Consider the following 15,069-nt stretch of genomic DNA (forward strand, 5'->3'; position numbering starts at 1 on the left):
CTCACTCGTTGGGCTCGTCGTTGTCACGTGCTCGCGCGGCCAGCAGCCGGTGCGTACCGTCGCACCACGGCTTGATCGCGGAGCCACCGCACATGCACACCGCGCTGACCGGGCGCACCGTGTGGTGGACCTTCCCGTCGGTGTCCAGGACCTCGTGCTTCCCACGCAGGAGCATCGGCCCGGCCGGGCACAGCACGATCGAGGGGTGCTCGAAATCGGTCATGAGACACCCCAACGGTTGAGCATCGCTTCGGCGTAGCGCGCCTCCAGGTCGAGACAGGTGAACGCACCCAGGAGCAGCTGGTCGCGCTCGCTCGGGTTCTCCTCCAGGAACGCGCCGCACACGTCGCGCAGGGCGACCTGCTCGTGGACGGAGTCGGCCTCGACGTGCTCGTCGTAGTAGCCGGCCATCTCGTCGGGGAAGCCCAGCCGGCGCAGGCCCTGGGCGAGCTGTCGCGAAGGCGTCGAGCTGGTCGCCTCGAACGCGGCGAAGTGACCGAGCGCCGCTCCGCGAAGCCGGCGGTGCAAGCCGAACAGCGACAGCGCGTTGTTCATCGCGAGGATCTCGACCGGTGCCTCGTCGACGTAGCAGGCGTGGTCGGTCCGCAGCCCGGACGCGTCCAGCCCACGACGGAACAGGTGGTGATGGAGCCGGTTCGGGTCACCGTCGCCGTACTCGTCGAACAGGATCTCCATCAGCGCGGCCTTGGGTCGGGTGTCGAGCCGGGGGATGATCCAGCTGGTCGGGTCGGCCTCCTTGAGGTGGTAGAGCGAGCGGTGCCGCAGGATCTCCAGGACCTGGTCGCGGTCGGCCTTGCGCTGCACGAAACGCGCCAGCGACGGACCGTCGTGCCCGTCGATCACGCCGGTCAGCTCGCCGGTCTCGCGGAGCGGGCTGGCCTCCCAGCGCCTGCGCAGCGCCGCCTCGAACGACCTCTCCAGGCCTCGGCGCAGACGCAGCAGATCAGCGTCCCACTCGAGCTCGGGATCGACCTCGTCGAAGCCGCGGTAGTGCAGCTCGTAGAGCGCCCACAGGGTGACCTGGGCATCCTCGTCCGACTCCGGCGTCGGATCCAGGCCCGTGGTGGCGCCGCTCTGCAGCGCGTTGAACACAGCAGCACTCAGGGTGCCACGCGACTTCGGCAGCATCTCAGCCCACCTTTCCCTCGAGCTCTCGGTACCCAACGTCGGTGCTGGGCATGCTCGGCACCGACGCCCGGGCGATGAGCACGAGCACGCCTTCACCCGGCGAGTCGCGGACCTCCTCGACCGCCAGATCGCTGCCCTCGAGCAGCTGCAGTACGCGGTCGGCCTGGTCGGGCGTGCCGAGCTGGAGCACGGCCGCGCCACCGGGGGAGAGGTGGCGGGCGGTCGTGGCCAGGCACATCCTGGCGACCCGCATCCCGTCGGCGCCGCCGTCGATCGCCGACAGCGGGTCCTCGGGATAGCGACCGACATCGGCCGACGGGACCCAGGGCGGGTCGGCGATCACGAGGCCGAAGCGCTCGTCCGGGTCGAGGGCGTGGTCCATGCTGCTGTGGCGTACCTCCACCAGGTGGGCGAGCCCGGCACGCTCGGCGTTGGCACGGGTGTACGCGCAGGCGACCGGGTCCGCATCGACACAGACCAGCCGGCGGCCGACCATCGCGGCCGCGAGCAGGCCGATCTGTCCTGCGCCCGAGCACAGCTCGAGCATCGGCCCGTCCGGCAGGTCCGCCGACAGCTCGGCCGCCCACTCGGACTGCCTGGCGGTCCACCCGCGCGGCGTGAGCACGCGTTCGTCGAAGTCGATGTCGAGATGACCGAATCGGATCATGACAGCACTACCTCCTCCAGATTTCGACACTCAGGTGAGCTCTGCCAGGCGGACCACGGCCCGGTCGAGCCGGCCCTCCTCGGAGTGGATCCGGCGCTGGGTCGAGGAGCCGGTGCCGCGGGCGAAGACCCGGTCGATGCCCTGCTCGACGCGGGCCAGGTCTCCGGCGTCCCGCAGCGCCGGTCCGAGGTGCTCGAGCAGCCGGTCCACCACCTCGCGAGCCGGCCGTGGACGGTGCGTCCTCGGGTCGAGCAGGTCGCCGCTGATCCCGTGCCGGCCCGCCTGCCACATGGCCAGCCGCAGGACGGCCACCGACGCGGGGTCGGCCGGCAGGCCCTGCGCCCACTCCCTCGCCCCGGTCTCGACCAGCGCCCGCGCCAGCCCGGCGACCAGCACGGCGTCGCGAGGGTCGAGGCAGACGTCGGCGACCCGGACCTCGAGCGTCGGATAGCGGCGGGACGGCCGGGCGTCGAAGTACGCCATGCCCTCGTCCAGGGGCACCCCGGTGTCGACGAGGAGACGCAGGTGGTCGGCGTACGCCTGACCGCTGCCGAAGGTCTCGGTCGGACCGTTGGTCGGCCACCGGGTCATCGCCTGGGAACGGAAGCTCTCGTAGCCTGAGTCGCCGCCCTGCCAGAACGGCGAGTTGGCGCTCACCGCCAGCAGCACCGGCAGCCAGGTGCGGATCCGGTCGAGCGCCCCGACGGCCTCGTCGTCGGAGTCGACCGAGACGTGTACGTGGCAGCCGCAGGTGAGCTGCTCGCTGGCGGTCAGCCCGAACTTCTCGGTGATCGCCGCGTAGCGCTCGTCGTCTACGGTCCGGGGAACCACCGGCAACGGGGTCGTCCCGCTGGCCAGGATCATCGCGCCCGCCTCCTTCGCGGCCGCGCGCGCCTTGTCGCGCCACCGCCGCAGGTCGAGCTCGAGGAGACCGAGGTGCTCCTCCGGCGGGGTGTCGGTCTCGACCTGCTGCTCCTGCATCTCGGGTCCCACCGAACCGCCGACCTCGCCGACGCCGGCCTCGGTGTCGCCGTGCCGGTGCGCGACCCGCAGCACCTCGCTGGCCACCGACCGCGGGGCACCCGTCACAGCGTCGACGAGGAGGAGCTCCTCCTCGACGCCGACTGTTCGGACCCGGTGATGGGTACTGCTCGAAAAGTGTCCGCTCACCACTTGCACCTGCCTCTGGAAGGAGCCACTCGAGGATGTGTCGTCTGTTCGGATATGTGACCGAGTCCCCCCGCGCCGTAGCCGACCTGCTGGGGGAGGAGGGCCTGAACGCCTTCACCTCGCTCACCAGCGTGCACTCCGACGGCTGGGGGATGGCCTGGCACGCACCCGAAGGCACCTGCACGACGAGCTCGCCACGTTCGGCGGACATCGACGAGACCTACCGCAGGCTCGTCGAGGCCCCGCTCTCGAATGCCGGCTTCGTGCATCTGCGCTGGGCGACGGGCGGGCTCGACGTACGTCCGGAGAACACGCACCCCTTCCTGACGGACGGCGCCGCGTTCGCGCACAACGGGCACATCTCCCCGATCGCGGATCTCGAGGCGCTGCTGACCCCGGAGTCGCGTACACGGCTGCGCGGCGACACCGACAGCGAGCGCTACTTCCACTTCGTGCACCAGAACGTCGAGGAGTGCGGCGACGAGGCCGAGGGGGTCACCCAGGCGCTGGCCACGCTCGTCCAGAAGTTTCCGAGGTGCAGCCTGAATGCGCTGATGCTCACCCGGACGCACATGTTCGCGATTCACATCAACTCGCGTGCCGACTCGCCTCTGCGCGCGCTGCGCGAGCTCTTCGACGACGAGGGTGACATCCCGCCGCGTCACACCACGGAGTACTTCGCGATGGACTACCGCCGGACCGACCACGGGCTCGAGATCGTCTCCAGCGGTCTCGACCGGCCGGGGTGGACCCCGGTGCCCGCCGACACGGCGGTGATGGTCGATCTCGAGACCCGGGAGCTCACCCGGCTGGATCCGGTCGTGCGGCTCGGCGTCGACTCGATGCGGGCCCGCGACTGACGGCGGGGCTTCGCCCATCTGGATGCGGGGGTCGGTGGGTTCGGCCATGCCCAGAGGTACCCCATCCGCAGAGTTTTCATTCCGAGCCGTATGCCGCGCCGCGTCTGGTCCCGGCCGCCGGCGCTACCTGGTCGGCTCCTCGGAGACCAGCTTCCCGAAGGCGACCATCCGGTTGTCGGTGTGGAAGAGCTCGGAGCAGGTGGTGAGGGTGATCAGGCGCTGCCCTTCCACCTGCTCGGGTTCCACGCCGCCTCGCTCCGGGTTGTCGGGAAGCGGGTCGGTGACCCAGATCGACGTGAACGGGACGATCAGGTCCTCGCCGCCGCTGATGAGGGCATAGACGTACGTCTTCTCCCTGGTCAGCACGCGGATCTCATCCCCTGGCCGGAGCGCTGGAAGGTCGCGCAGGGGTTCGCCGTGGGTGACCCGGTGGCCGGCGAGCGCGAAGTTGCCGACCTCTCCGGGATCGGCGGTGCCGGAGAAGTGGCCGAAGCCGGCGCCGAGGGCCCGGTCCGAGGTGCCTTCGAGGACCGGGATCCGGTAGCCGTCGCCGAAACGGGGGATCTCTATCAGGGCCTCGGCCGACCCGAACTCGGTGCTCACCTCGGTTCGGCCCGAGTCCCATGCCTGCTCGATCGTCGAGGATGCCTCCCGCTGGCGCTCCTTGCTGACGATCGTGGTGCCGTGGAGCTCCCAGGCGACGTAGCCGAGGACGAGCAGTCCGGCGACGACCATGACGATGCCGGCCACGAAGACGGACCGGCGACCCCGGTGCTGGGCCCGGGACTCAGCGGACATCGGCGCACCGCCACCGTGACCCTCGGCGAGGGCCCGGTCGCCTGATCAGTTGCTCGGTCCCTCGTCGTCGTGCGGCCCGCCGGTCACCTCGTCGACGATCGGGCGCTCGGCCCGGATCGGGATCGCGCCGGTGTAGCCCTCGCGCTCGAGAGCGATCTGCCGGACACGGTCACGGACGAGGCGCCAGCCGATGATCAGCGCCGGGATGATGATGGCGAGCGTCGCGACCGTCCAGGTGCCGATCGGGTAGTCGAAGCCCATCAGGACCAGCACGACCGCGAGGAACACCAGCGTCGCGTAGCCGGTCCACGGCGACCCCCACAGCCGGAAGTCGGGCCGGAACATCAGGCCCTTCTTCCACCGCCGGTAGAGCTGGATCTGGCAGATCACGATCGTCGCCCAGGACGCGATGATGCCGAGCGCCGACATGTTCAGCACGATCTCGAACGCCTGCCCGGGGACGACCGCGTTGAGGCCGACGCCGAAGAGCGTGATGCTGCCGGTGAGCAGGATCCCGCCGAACGGCACCCCGTTCCTCGACATCCGGGCGGTGAAGGCCGGCGCGCTCCCGCTCATCGCCATCGAGCGCAGGATCCGGCCGGTCGAGTAGAGGCCGGCGTTGAGCGAGGACAGCGCCGCGGTCAGCACCACGAGGTTCATGATCGTGCCGGAGTTCGCGATCCCGAGCTGGTCGAAGAACGTCACGAACGGGCTCTCGTCGGCCCGGTAGGTCGTGTAGGGCAGCAGCAGCGCCAGCAGCACGAGCGAGCCGACGTAGAAGACCGCGATCCGGGCGATCACCGAGTTGATCGCGCGGGGCATGACCTTCGCGGGCTCCGCGGTCTCGCCGGCGGCGGTGCCGACGAGCTCGACCGCGGCGTACGCGAAGACGACGCCGGACACGACGATGACCAGCGGGAGCGCGCCGACCGGGAACAGGCCGCCGTTGTCGAGGACCATGCCGATGCCGGTCTCCTGGCCGTTCAGCTCCTCGCGGCCGGCGAGCACGATCATCCCGAGCACCAGGAAGCCCAGCAGCGCGACCACCTTGATCAGCGCCGCCCAGAACTCCAGCTCGCCGAAGAGCTTGACGGAGATCAGGTTCATCGAGAGCACGACGGCGAGTGCGACGAGCGCGATCACCCATTGCGGGACGACCTCGAAGGTGCCCCAGAAGTGCATGTACGTCGCGATCGCCGTGACGTCGACGATCGAGGTCATCGCCCAGTTGAGGAAGTACATCCAGCCGGCGGCGAATGCGGCCGGCTCACCCAGGAACTCACGCGCGTAGGAGACGAACGACCCCGACGACGGCCGGTGCAGCACGAGCTCTCCGAGCGCGCGCAGGATGAGGAAGACGAAGACGCCGCACAAGGCGTAGACGAGGAACAGGCCCGGTCCGGCCTCCCGAAGGCGGCCGCCCGCGCCCAGGAACAGGCCGGTGCCGATCGCGCCGCCGATCGCGATCATCTGGAGCTGCCGTGGGCTGAGGCTCTTGTGGTAGCCCTCGTCCTCGTCCGTCAGGCCGGTCCGGTCGACGGTCTGGTCGTCGGTGTCGGTCATCGGCTCTCTCCGGGTCCGGAGCGGGGCGGCTCGGGCACGTCCTTGAACAGCAGCCACCCACCGACCACGGCGATGACCGCTGCGGCCGCGTAGCCGATCAGCGACCACCAGCCCAGATGCAGGTACGCCGTCACCCCGACGATCGCCAACGCGAGGAACACCATCACCATGCCGATGATCGGCGTCCGTGGCCTGTACGGATCCCGAGCCAATGCGATCACCTCACCCGCAGGGCCCCCGATGGCCCCGCTCCGGTGACCCATTAGAGCGCATCGAGCGCCTACTGGCGGTGACCGGACGTGGCCCGGCGTTTCCGTTCCCGAGGAGGGCCAATAACTGTAAGGTCGCTTTACAGTTAACCCCATGAAGGAGCGTTCGATGCGTAGCTCGAGGATCCGCACCATCCGCACCACATTGACCATGACCGCAGCTCTGGCACTCGTCCTGGTCGCCCCGCTGGCCGCGCCGGCCGCAGTGCCCAGCCCGGAGGCCGGGCCATCCCGAGCCGGAGAGGTGGAGGCCGCCGCCCTGACCTGGTCCGACGAGTTCGACGGGCCCGCCGGCAGCGCGCCCAACCCCGCCAACTGGAACCACGAGACCGGCGGCGGTGGCTGGGGCAACAACGAGCTGCAGACCTACACCGACTCCCGCGACAACTCCGCGCTCGACGGCAACGGCAACCTGGTCATCACCGCCCGGCAGAGCGGGGGCGGCTACACCTCGGCCCGCCTCACCACCAAGGGCAAGGTCCAGCCTAAGTTCGGACGGCTCGAGGCGCGCATCCAGATCCCGCGCGGGCAGGGCATCTGGCCGGCGTTCTGGATGCTGGGCGGCCAGTTCCCGAGCACGCCGTGGCCCAACGCCGGCGAGATCGACATCATGGAGAACGTCGGCTACGAACCCCACCTCGTGCACGGCACGCTGCACGGCCCGGGCTACTCCGGCGGCAACGGCATCACCGGGCAGTACATGCACCCGCAGGGCTGGTCCTTCGCCGACACGTTCCACACCTTCGCGATCGACTGGCGGCCCGGCTCGATCACCTGGTCCGTCGACGGCGTCGCCTACCAGACCTTCACCACCGCCAACACCGGCGCCAATCCCTGGGTCTTCGACCAGCCGTTCTTCTTCATCCTCAACGTCGCGGTCGGCGGCAACTGGCCCGGCAACCCCGACGGCACGACCCAGTTCCCGCAGCGCATGGTCGTGGACTACGTACGCGTCTACGACTCGCAGCTCTAGGCGGTGACCGGGCCGAGGAAGCGGATGACGACGCCCTCGTCGTGGTGCACCCGGGCGCGAACTCCGTAGACCTCGGCGATGAGGGACTCGGTCAGCACCTCGGCGGGCGGGCCGCCGGCCACGACGCGACCCTCGGCGAGCACGAAGACCTGGTCGCAGTAGGCGGCGGCGAGGTTGAGGTCGTGCAGGGCGACGAGGCAGGTCGTGGGCATCCGGCGGACCAGCGCGAGCAGCGCCAGCTGATGACGTACGTCGAGGTGGTTCGTCGGCTCGTCCAGGAGCAGGATCTCCGGTTCCTGGGCGAGCGCCCGCGCGATCTGCGTACGCTGCCGCTCACCGCCCGACAGGGTCGAGAAGCGCTGCTCGAGGCGGTCGGCGATCCCGGCGTGGGCGGCCGCCTCCTCGATGACGGCGCGGTCCCGGGCACTGTCGGGCGCCCAGGCCGGGCGGTGCGGGATCCGGCCGAGGGCGACGACGTCGCGTACGCGGAGGTCCTGACTGGTCGTCGGTTCCTGCTCGACGACCGCGAGCCGGCGCGCCAGGCGGCGCCGGGACATCCCGGCGAGCGGGCTGCCGTCGAGGAGGACGCCGCCCGAGTCCGGCGGCCGGAGGCCGGCCAGGATCCGGATCAGGGAGGACTTCCCGGACCCGTTGGGTCCGAGCAGCCCGATGGTGGAGCCGTCCTCGACCTGGAGGGACACGTCGTCGACGACGAGTCGGCCGCGAGGGGCCCAGTGGACGCGTTCGGCCTCCAGCGCGATCATCGCCGGGCCCTCATCAGCACCAGGGCGAAGGCCGGCACCCCGACCAGCGCGGTCGCCACTCCGACGGGGAGCTCCTCGGGATCGATCACGGTCCGGGCGGCGGTGTCGACCCAGATCAGGAAGATCGCGCCGAGCAGCGCGGTGGCCGGGAGCAGCAGCCGGTGCCCGACCCCGACCAGCGCGCGGGCCAGGTGGGGGAGGACCAGCCCGACGAAGCCGATCGCCCCGGACGTGGCGACGATGACGGCGGTCATCAGCGCCGTCAGCACGAGGAGCACCGCCCGGATCCGCGCGACATCGACCCCGAGCGAGGCCGCCGCGTCGTTGCCGAACGCGAACGCGTCCAGCCATCCGGCGCCGAGGATGCAGCAGAGCAGCCCGCCGAGCACGATCACGCCGCACACGAGTACGTCGGTCCAGCTCGCCGAGGAGAGCGACCCGAGCAGCCAGAACAGCACCCCGCGCGTCTGCTCGGCGTCGGCCGCGGTGAACACGATGAATGAGGTGAGCGCCGAGCAGAGCTGGGTCGCGGCGATCCCGGCGAGGATGAGCCGGTCGGTGGTGCCGCCGGCGAGCGAGGCGAGCAGCAGCACGAGGGCGAACGACGCGAGCGCACCGGCGAACGCCCCGGTGGAGAGCCCGATCGCACCCGACCCGACGCCGAGGACGACGATCGAGACCGCGCCGGTCGAGGCGCCCGAGGAGATGCCGAGCACGAACGGGTCGGCGAGCGGGTTGCGCAGCAGCGACTGCAGGATGACCCCGCAGATGGCCAGGCCCGCACCGCAGATCCCCGCGAGCAACGTACGCGGCAGCCGCAGGTCCCACACGATGCTCTGCTGGAGCAGGGTCAGGCCGGAGGACCCGAGCCCGGCCCGGTCGGCGACGACGCCGTAGACGTCGGTGATGCTGAGGTCGGAGGGGCCGACGGTGATGGCGCCCGCCACCGAGGCGACCACCACCAGGGGAGCCAGCGCCAGCAGAATGCCGGCGCGGGGGACGCGGCGCGCCGACATCAGCGGAGGCCGAGGGCGGCCAGCTGGTCGGCGACGTTCTCGACCGCGTAGACGGTGCGGATCGAGGGATTGAGCTCGGCGCCGGAGACCGTCACGAAGCGGTCGTTGCGGACCGCGTCCATCCGGGCGGTGACCGGGTTGCTCTTCAGGTAGTCGATCTTGGCGCGAGCGGTCTCGGCGGTCTGGCTCTTGCGGGTCAGGTCGCCGAGGACGATGACGTCGGGGTTGCGCTCGGCGACGGTCTCCCAGTTGATCTGCGGCCACTCGTCGGTGGTGTCGTCGAAGACGTTCTCCACGCCGAGGGTGCGGCCGATGATGCCGGGACCGCCGCAGCAGCCGGCCAGGTAGGGCGACTCGGAGTTGGCGAACCAGTACATCGCGCTCACCTCACCGGAGGGCGCCTTCGTCCGGGCGGCCTCCAGTCGCTGCGACAGGTCGGCGACCAGGCTCTCGCCGCGTTCGGGGACGCCGAAGATCCGTGCCAGGTCGGTGATCTCCTGGAAGATCGTCTCGATCTCGAGGGGGTCGACACGGGTGCCGTCGTCGTCGCCCTCGTTGTCCTTGACGCACTCGGCGGGCGAGAGGTAGGAGCCGACACCCAGCTTCTCCAGGTCCTCCGGCGTGGTCACCCCGCCCTCGCCCAGGGTGCTGATGAAGGAGGCGGTGACGAAGTCGGGCTCGGCCTCCAGGACGCGCTCGTAGGAGGGCCAGTTGTCGGCGAGCCGCGGCACGCGTTCGTTGTCCTCGGCGAGCGAGTCGAGCACCGGGTCGGTCCACACCGCGGTGCCGGCCATCCGGTCGGCGAGGCCGAGCGAGAGCAGGATCTCGGTCGAGCTCTGGTTGAGCGAGACCGCCCGCTCGGGCGGCGCCTCGAGGGTGATCTCGCGACCGCAGTTGGTCAGCGTGAGCGGGAAGCCGGCGGTGCTGGCGGTGGCAGCCTTCTTCGCGTCGGCGGGCCGGTCGGCACCGCAGCCGGTCAGGGTGGCGCCGAGCGCCAGCACGGCGCTCGCGGTGATCGTTCGGATGGTGCGAGACAGGTGCACGTCGGTCCTCGAGCGGGTCGCGGGCTGGTGCGCGTCGCCCGTGCTGACCGGCAGCGGTCTGCTGCAGGGCCAGCAGGTCTTCGGACTCGGGATCGACCGGCGCGAGACGCCTTCCCAGACCCGAGGGCCCAGTGGCACAGTGTCCCGTCCGTCACCCACACCGCTGCGCGTCAGTCCCGGGCTCTCACCGGGTTCCCGTGCCGGGACTGCGTCCCGAGCGGCTGGCCCGAAGACCGTAGCAGGAGTGCCCGCCCGCCGCCGTGACGCCCTCAGCCCTCGCGATGGGCGCTGAGCCCGTCCTGCCCAGGTGCGACCGAGTCGTGGAGCTTGATCGTGTGGTCGTACTGCTCCTCGACCATCGGCCGGTAGGCGATCCGCGGCTCCGTCATCACACCCTCGAGACGTACGCTCAGGTCGGCCTCGATCCGTGCCATGACCTCGGCGTCGACGACGTCGGCGTCGGTGATCAGGTGCGGGCGCAGCGGGTCCATCCCGGTGTACCAGAACGTGCCGTGCAGCAGCGGCCACAGGACGTCCTCGATGTGGCCGCTGATCCCACGCGGGCCCAGGGTCGCGGCCCGGTCGCCGGCCGTGACGATGGTCAGGGCGCGCTTGCCGGCCAGGCCGCCCTTGCCGTACTTGAGCGGCTTGCCGGTCTCCGGGTCCGGTACGTCGAAGGCGAATCCCGACTCGAAGACCCGATCGATCCAGCCCTTGAGGATGGCCGGCACCGAATACCACCACAGCGGGAACTGCATGACCAGCAGATCTGCCTCCCGCAGGCGGTCCTGGTGGCGGCGTACGTCGGCCTCGCCCCGTTCCACCAGAAGTGGATTGAAACCTTCTCGATAGAGGTCGATCTCGTCGACGGTCCAGCCGGCCGCGACGAGAGCGTTGCGGCCCGCCTCCTGCAGCCGTCCGTTGAGTGACGAGGCGTGCGGATGTGCCCATACCCAGAGTGCGTGCATGGGTCTCTGAACGCGGTCTGACGCGGCAGGATTCCCGCGCGGATGTGGGTTGGCGTGGTGCCGGTCTGACGGCAAAGTCCGAACCTCGCTCAAATTAGCGGCCGAAGAGTGTTGACGTATGTGATTGCCATCACTAGCGTAAACCAGGCTTGAAACCTTTCAATTCGAGGAGCTGCCCATGCCGGACACACCCGCCGCACTGGAGCTGCGGGACGTGGCCAAGTCGTTCGGCCCCGTACGCGCCCTCCGGTCTGGAAGCCTCCGGGTCGAGGCCGGATCCATCCACGCGCTCGTGGGGGAGAACGGGGCCGGGAAGTCGACCCTGGTCAAGATCGTCGCCGGGCTCTACCGCCGCGACGCCGGCGACTACCTGCTCTCCGGGGAGCAGGTCGACTTCCGCAACACCGCCGAGGCCAAGCAGGCCGGCGTCGCGGTCATCTACCAGGAGCCGACCCTCTTTCCCGACCTCTCGGTCACCGAGAACATCTTCATGGGGCGCCAGCCGACCAACCGCTGGGGCAGGATCGACCGCGCCGCGATGCGCACCGAGGTCGTCGAGCTCTTCGCCCGGCTCGGTGTGCCGATCGAGCCCGAGCGCCCGACCGAGGGCCTCTCGATCGCCGACCAGCAGCTGATCGAGATCGCCAAGGCGCTCTCGCTCGATGCCAAGGTCCTGATCATGGACGAGCCGACCGCGGCGCTGTCGGGCAACGAGGTCGAGCGGCTGATGACCGTGGCGCGCACGCTGCGCGACCAGGGCTGCGCCGTCGTGTTCATCTCGCACCGCTTCGACGAGGTGTTCGCGCTGTGCGACACGATCACGGTGATGCGCGACGGCGCCTACATCTCCACCGACCCGATCTCCGCGGTCACCGAGGACGAGATCGTCCAGCGACTGGTCGGGCGGGAGGTCTCCGACCTCTACCCGAAGCTCGAGGCCACCGTCGGCAAGCCCCTGCTCGAGGTCAGGGGCCTCACCCGCACCGGCCTGTTCCAGGACATCAGCCTCACCGTCCGCGAAGGTGAGATCGTCGGCCTGGCCGGCCTCGTCGGCGCCGGGCGCAGCGAGGTCGCCCAGGCGATCTTCGGCGTCGACCCCTACGAGAGCGGCGAGGTCACCCTCGACGGGCAGCCGGTCCCGCCGGGTGACCCGCGGCGGGCGATAGAGATGGGGCTGGCCTTCGTGCCCGAGGACCGCCGCCAGCACGGCCTCGTCCTGGACGCGCCGATCTCGCGCAACATCACCCTCCCGACGAGCGGCCGGCTCGCCCGCACCGGGCTGATCAGCACCGGCATCGAGAACCGCTCGGCCGCCGACTGGGCCGCCCGGCTCGAGGTCAAGGCCGCGACCCTCGACACCCTGGCCGGCACCCTCTCGGGCGGCAACCAGCAGAAGGTGGTCCTGGCCAAGTGGCTCTCCACCCAGCCGAAGGTGCTGATCATCGACGAGCCGACCCGAGGCATCGACGTCGGCACCAAGTCCGAGGTGCACCGGCTGCTCTCCACGCTCGCGCAGGAGGGTCTCGGGATCCTGATGATCTCCTCCGAGCTCCCCGAGGTGCTCGGGATGGCCGACCGCGTGATCGTCCTCAGCGAGGGTCACCAGACGGCCGAGCTGAGCCGCGAGGAGGCGACCCCCGAGGCCGTCATGCGCGCGGCCACGGCCCACCACTCCACCACCCTGAACGTCAGCGAGGCATCATGACCACCACGCTCGACGCGCCTGCCCCGGCCGCGCCGCAGCCACGCCACCGAGCAGCCCACCGGCTGACCTGGCTCCTGAAGCAGCGCGAGACCGGCATCGCCGTCGCGTTCGTCCTGCTGCTCGTGGTGACCACGGCGGTGAACCCCAACTTCCTGTTCAGCACCGACGGCTGGCGCGACCTCACCCTGACCCCGGCGATCCTCGTCTGCCTGGCGATCGGCCAGGCGATGGTGATCGTCACCCGCAACGTCGACCTCAGCGTCGGCTCGACCCTCGGGCTGACGGCCTACCTCGCCGGCCGTCTCTTCCTCGACACCGGCCTCCCGGTGATCCTCGTCGTGCTGATCGCGGTCGCCGCGGGTGCCGTGCTCGGTCTGGTCAACGGGGTGCTGGTCGCCTTCGCCAAGGTGCCGGCCCTGGTCATCACCCTCGGCACCCTCTACGTCTACCGCGGGATCATGCTCGAGTGGGCCGGCAGCGACCGGATCAACGCCTCCGACATCCCGCCCGGGCTGCTCGACTTCGGCACCGGATCGTTCCTGTTCATCCCCAACCTGGCGTGGATCTCGTTCGCCCTGCTGGCCGTGGCCATCTACCTGATGCGCTCGACCCGCGTCGGCCGCGAGTTCTACGCGATCGGCTCCGACCCCGACGCCGCGACGCTCTACGGGCTGCGCGACAAGCGCCGGATCCTGCAGGCGTTCGCCACCTCGGGTGCGCTCGCGGGTCTCGCCGGGATCCTGTACGTCTCCCGCTACGGCACCATCAGCTCGGGTGTCGGCCAGGGCATCGAGCTCGAGGCCGTCGGCGCCGCCGTCGTCGGTGGCGTCGCCATCTTCGGCGGCAGCGGCACCGTGCTCGGGGCGGCTCTGGGGGCGTACCTCCTCACCACCATCAACCGGGCGCTCCCGGTCCTGGGCATCCCCGACTTCTGGCAGCAGGCCGTCGTCGGAGCGCTGATCATCGGCGCGATCGTCCTGGACCGCTACTTCGCCCGCCGTCAGCACGACAAGCTCCTCGCGGAGAGGGAAGAGTCATGAGTCTGCTCGCCGAGAAGGCACCCGCTCGGACGTACGCCGCGCACGCCAAGCCGTGGTGGCAGCGCACCCTGATGACCAGGGACACCGCGATCATCGCCCTGCTCGTGGTCGTGTGGACGTACGCCTCGATCGCGATCCTCAACTTCTCCGACCCGATCACGGTCTACTTCCTGGTGCTCGACATCGCGCCGATCCTGCTCATCGCGCTGCCGATGACGCTGATCATCATCACCGGCGAGATCGACCTGTCGGTGGCGAGCGTCGTCGGGCTCTCCAGCGTCCTGTTCGGGGTGCTCCATCGCGAGGGCGTCCCCCTGGCCCTCGCGATGGTGCTCGCCCTGCTCGCCTGCGCGGTCGCGGGAGCGCTCAACGGCGTGCTCGTCACCCGCTACGGGCTGCCGTCGCTGGCCGTCACGATCGGCACCATGGCGCTCTTCCGCGGGATCGCGGTCGGCGCGCTCGGCACCACCGCGATCACCGACTGGCCCGACGCCTGGGGCGACGTCGTACAGGCCCGGATCGGCGGCTCGCAGATCCCGCTGATGACGATCCCGCTGGTCGTGCTGATCCTGATCTTCGCGGTCGTCCTGCACTTCACGCCCTTCGGCCGCGGCATCTTCGCGGCCGGTCTCAGCAAGGACGCGGCCCGCTTCTCGGGCGTCAACGTCGACCGTACGAAGCTGATCCTGTTCACGCTCAGCGGGCTGGTCTCGGGCCTGGCGGGCATCTACTTCACGCTGCGCTACGGCAGCGCGCGGGGCGACAACGCCACCGGGATGGAGCTCCAGGTCATCGCGGCCGTGCTGCTCGGCGGCGTGTCCATCTTCGGCGGCCGCGGCGCCATCCCCGGCGTCATCGCCGGCGTCGTCCTGATCGGGACCATCGGCAGCGCGCTGCGCCTCGACGGACTCAGCGCCAACCTCATCCAGATCATCACCGGCGTCCTTCTCATCGCAGCGGTCATCGCGGCCAGCGTCCTCGGCTGGACCGGTCGCATCGTCGGCACCTATCGGCTGCCCAAAGAACGGGTAGAGCAGAGCTCGGACGAACCATCCTCGAAGAACTCAAAGAAATCGGAGTGAGA

The 15,069-nt window shown here is 70.3% G+C and carries 16 protein-coding genes and 1 riboswitch; of the genes, 5 read left to right on the forward strand and 11 right to left on the reverse strand.

Going from position 1 to position 15,069, the window contains the following annotated elements:
- Nucleotide 1: 1 nt before the first annotated feature.
- Genes ACFVDI_RS12785 through ACFVDI_RS12800 form a run of 4 tightly spaced genes read right to left on the reverse strand, consistent with a single transcriptional unit; the run spans nt 2 to nt 2,986 of the window.
- Nucleotides 2-223: a CDGSH iron-sulfur domain-containing protein gene (locus ACFVDI_RS12785; RefSeq protein WP_378905267.1), complete on the reverse strand. Its 222-nt coding sequence runs from the start codon at nt 221-223 to the stop codon at nt 2-4.
- Nucleotides 220-1,149, reverse strand: a complete 930-nt coding sequence (locus ACFVDI_RS12790) for an iron-containing redox enzyme family protein (protein WP_378905270.1) — start codon at nt 1,147-1,149, stop codon at nt 220-222. Before ACFVDI_RS12790 ends, ACFVDI_RS12785 begins: the two co-directional genes overlap by 4 nt.
- A 1-nt stretch (nt 1,150) precedes the next feature.
- Nucleotides 1,151-1,816, reverse strand: a complete 666-nt coding sequence (locus ACFVDI_RS12795) for a methyltransferase (protein ID WP_378905273.1) — start codon at nt 1,814-1,816, stop codon at nt 1,151-1,153.
- Nucleotides 1,817-1,846: 30 nt separating this feature from the next.
- A complete protein-coding gene (locus ACFVDI_RS12800) occupies nt 1,847-2,986 on the reverse strand; it encodes a glutamate--cysteine ligase (RefSeq protein WP_378905276.1) in 1,140 nt (379 codons plus the stop codon).
- 35 nt (nt 2,987-3,021) lie between these two features.
- Between ACFVDI_RS12800 and ACFVDI_RS12805 the strand changes: the two genes are divergently transcribed.
- Nucleotides 3,022-3,846, forward strand: coding sequence for a class II glutamine amidotransferase (locus ACFVDI_RS12805; protein ID WP_378905279.1), 825 nt, complete (start codon nt 3,022-3,024; stop codon nt 3,844-3,846).
- A 123-nt stretch (nt 3,847-3,969) separates the two neighbouring features.
- Here ACFVDI_RS12805 and ACFVDI_RS12810 read toward each other — a convergent pair whose 3' ends face one another.
- Genes ACFVDI_RS12810 through ACFVDI_RS12820 form a run of 3 tightly spaced genes read right to left on the reverse strand, consistent with a single transcriptional unit; the run spans nt 3,970 to nt 6,428 of the window.
- Complete coding sequence (locus tag ACFVDI_RS12810; RefSeq protein WP_378905282.1) at nt 3,970-4,644, reverse strand: class E sortase; 675 nt, start codon at nt 4,642-4,644, stop codon at nt 3,970-3,972.
- Nucleotides 4,645-4,689: 45 nt separating this feature from the next.
- The gene (locus ACFVDI_RS12815; RefSeq protein WP_378905285.1) at nt 4,690-6,207 is read right to left on the reverse strand and encodes an amino acid permease; all 1,518 of its coding nucleotides are present in this window, start codon (nt 6,205-6,207) and stop codon (nt 4,690-4,692) included.
- Complete coding sequence (locus tag ACFVDI_RS12820) at nt 6,204-6,428, reverse strand: hypothetical protein (RefSeq protein ID WP_378905288.1); 225 nt, start codon at nt 6,426-6,428, stop codon at nt 6,204-6,206. The genes ACFVDI_RS12815 and ACFVDI_RS12820 overlap by 4 nt, the downstream gene beginning before the upstream one ends.
- Before the next feature lie 157 nt (nt 6,429-6,585).
- Between ACFVDI_RS12820 and ACFVDI_RS12825 the strand changes: the two genes are divergently transcribed.
- Nucleotides 6,586-7,449 carry a family 16 glycosylhydrolase gene (locus ACFVDI_RS12825; RefSeq protein ID WP_378905291.1) on the forward strand — a complete coding sequence of 288 codons (864 nt, stop codon included), beginning with the start codon at nt 6,586-6,588 and terminating at the stop codon, nt 7,447-7,449.
- Here the strand turns inward: ACFVDI_RS12825 and ACFVDI_RS12830 are convergent.
- The 4 genes from ACFVDI_RS12830 to ACFVDI_RS12845 all read right to left on the reverse strand — a co-directional run bounded on the left by ACFVDI_RS12830 (nt 7,446) and on the right by ACFVDI_RS12845 (nt 11,240).
- The gene (locus tag ACFVDI_RS12830; RefSeq protein WP_378905294.1) at nt 7,446-8,213 is read right to left on the reverse strand and encodes an ABC transporter ATP-binding protein; all 768 of its coding nucleotides are present in this window, start codon (nt 8,211-8,213) and stop codon (nt 7,446-7,448) included. The genes ACFVDI_RS12825 and ACFVDI_RS12830 overlap by 4 nt on opposite strands.
- Entirely contained in the window at nt 8,210-9,229 is a 1,020-nt protein-coding gene (locus ACFVDI_RS12835; protein ID WP_378905297.1) for a FecCD family ABC transporter permease, read from the reverse strand. The genes ACFVDI_RS12830 and ACFVDI_RS12835 overlap by 4 nt, the downstream gene beginning before the upstream one ends.
- Nucleotides 9,229-10,272: an ABC transporter substrate-binding protein gene (locus ACFVDI_RS12840; protein WP_378905300.1), complete on the reverse strand. Its 1,044-nt coding sequence runs from the start codon at nt 10,270-10,272 to the stop codon at nt 9,229-9,231. Before ACFVDI_RS12840 ends, ACFVDI_RS12835 begins: the two co-directional genes overlap by 1 nt.
- 53 nt (nt 10,273-10,325) lie before the next feature.
- A riboswitch (cobalamin riboswitch) is annotated at nt 10,326-10,513 on the reverse strand.
- 28 nt (nt 10,514-10,541) lie between these two features.
- The gene (locus ACFVDI_RS12845) at nt 10,542-11,240 is read right to left on the reverse strand and encodes an NAD(P)H-dependent oxidoreductase (RefSeq protein WP_378905303.1); all 699 of its coding nucleotides are present in this window, start codon (nt 11,238-11,240) and stop codon (nt 10,542-10,544) included.
- A 178-nt stretch (nt 11,241-11,418) separates the two neighbouring features.
- On the opposite strand from ACFVDI_RS12845, the gene ACFVDI_RS12850 reads away from it, so the two are divergent.
- Genes ACFVDI_RS12850 through ACFVDI_RS12860 form a run of 3 tightly spaced genes read left to right on the forward strand, consistent with a single transcriptional unit; the run spans nt 11,419 to nt 15,067 of the window.
- Entirely contained in the window at nt 11,419-12,945 is a 1,527-nt protein-coding gene (locus ACFVDI_RS12850; protein ID WP_378905306.1) for a sugar ABC transporter ATP-binding protein, read from the forward strand.
- Nucleotides 12,942-13,985, forward strand: a complete 1,044-nt coding sequence (locus ACFVDI_RS12855; protein WP_378905309.1) for an ABC transporter permease — start codon at nt 12,942-12,944, stop codon at nt 13,983-13,985. The genes ACFVDI_RS12850 and ACFVDI_RS12855 overlap by 4 nt, the downstream gene beginning before the upstream one ends.
- Nucleotides 13,982-15,067, forward strand: coding sequence for an ABC transporter permease (locus ACFVDI_RS12860; RefSeq protein WP_378905312.1), 1,086 nt, complete (start codon nt 13,982-13,984; stop codon nt 15,065-15,067). The genes ACFVDI_RS12855 and ACFVDI_RS12860 overlap by 4 nt, the downstream gene beginning before the upstream one ends.
- Nucleotides 15,068-15,069 lie beyond the last annotated feature (2 nt).

The organism is Nocardioides sp. NPDC057767 (assembly GCF_042798275.1).
Lineage (GTDB): Bacteria > Actinomycetota > Actinomycetes > Propionibacteriales > Nocardioidaceae > Nocardioides.

Excerpts from the sequence above, each read along its gene's own strand:
- ACFVDI_RS12785 (WP_378905267.1), bottom strand. The coding sequence starts at position 223 with ATGACCGATTTCGAGCACCCCTCGATCGTGCTGTGCCCGGCCGGGCCG.
- ACFVDI_RS12790 (WP_378905270.1), bottom strand. The coding sequence starts at position 1,149 with ATGCTGCCGAAGTCGCGTGGCACCCTGAGTGCTGCTGTGTTCAACGCG.
- ACFVDI_RS12795 (WP_378905273.1), bottom strand. The coding sequence starts at position 1,816 with ATGATCCGATTCGGTCATCTCGACATCGACTTCGACGAACGCGTGCTC.
- ACFVDI_RS12805 (WP_378905279.1), top strand. The coding sequence starts at position 3,022 with ATGTGTCGTCTGTTCGGATATGTGACCGAGTCCCCCCGCGCCGTAGCC.
- ACFVDI_RS12810 (WP_378905282.1), bottom strand. The coding sequence starts at position 4,644 with ATGTCCGCTGAGTCCCGGGCCCAGCACCGGGGTCGCCGGTCCGTCTTC.
- ACFVDI_RS12815 (WP_378905285.1), bottom strand. The coding sequence starts at position 6,207 with ATGACCGACACCGACGACCAGACCGTCGACCGGACCGGCCTGACGGAC.
- ACFVDI_RS12825 (WP_378905291.1), top strand. The coding sequence starts at position 6,586 with ATGCGTAGCTCGAGGATCCGCACCATCCGCACCACATTGACCATGACC.
- ACFVDI_RS12830 (WP_378905294.1), bottom strand. The coding sequence starts at position 8,213 with ATGATCGCGCTGGAGGCCGAACGCGTCCACTGGGCCCCTCGCGGCCGA.
- ACFVDI_RS12835 (WP_378905297.1), bottom strand. The coding sequence starts at position 9,229 with ATGTCGGCGCGCCGCGTCCCCCGCGCCGGCATTCTGCTGGCGCTGGCT.
- ACFVDI_RS12845 (WP_378905303.1), bottom strand. The coding sequence starts at position 11,240 with ATGCACGCACTCTGGGTATGGGCACATCCGCACGCCTCGTCACTCAAC.
- ACFVDI_RS12850 (WP_378905306.1), top strand. The coding sequence starts at position 11,419 with ATGCCGGACACACCCGCCGCACTGGAGCTGCGGGACGTGGCCAAGTCG.
- ACFVDI_RS12855 (WP_378905309.1), top strand. The coding sequence starts at position 12,942 with ATGACCACCACGCTCGACGCGCCTGCCCCGGCCGCGCCGCAGCCACGC.
- ACFVDI_RS12860 (WP_378905312.1), top strand. The coding sequence starts at position 13,982 with ATGAGTCTGCTCGCCGAGAAGGCACCCGCTCGGACGTACGCCGCGCAC.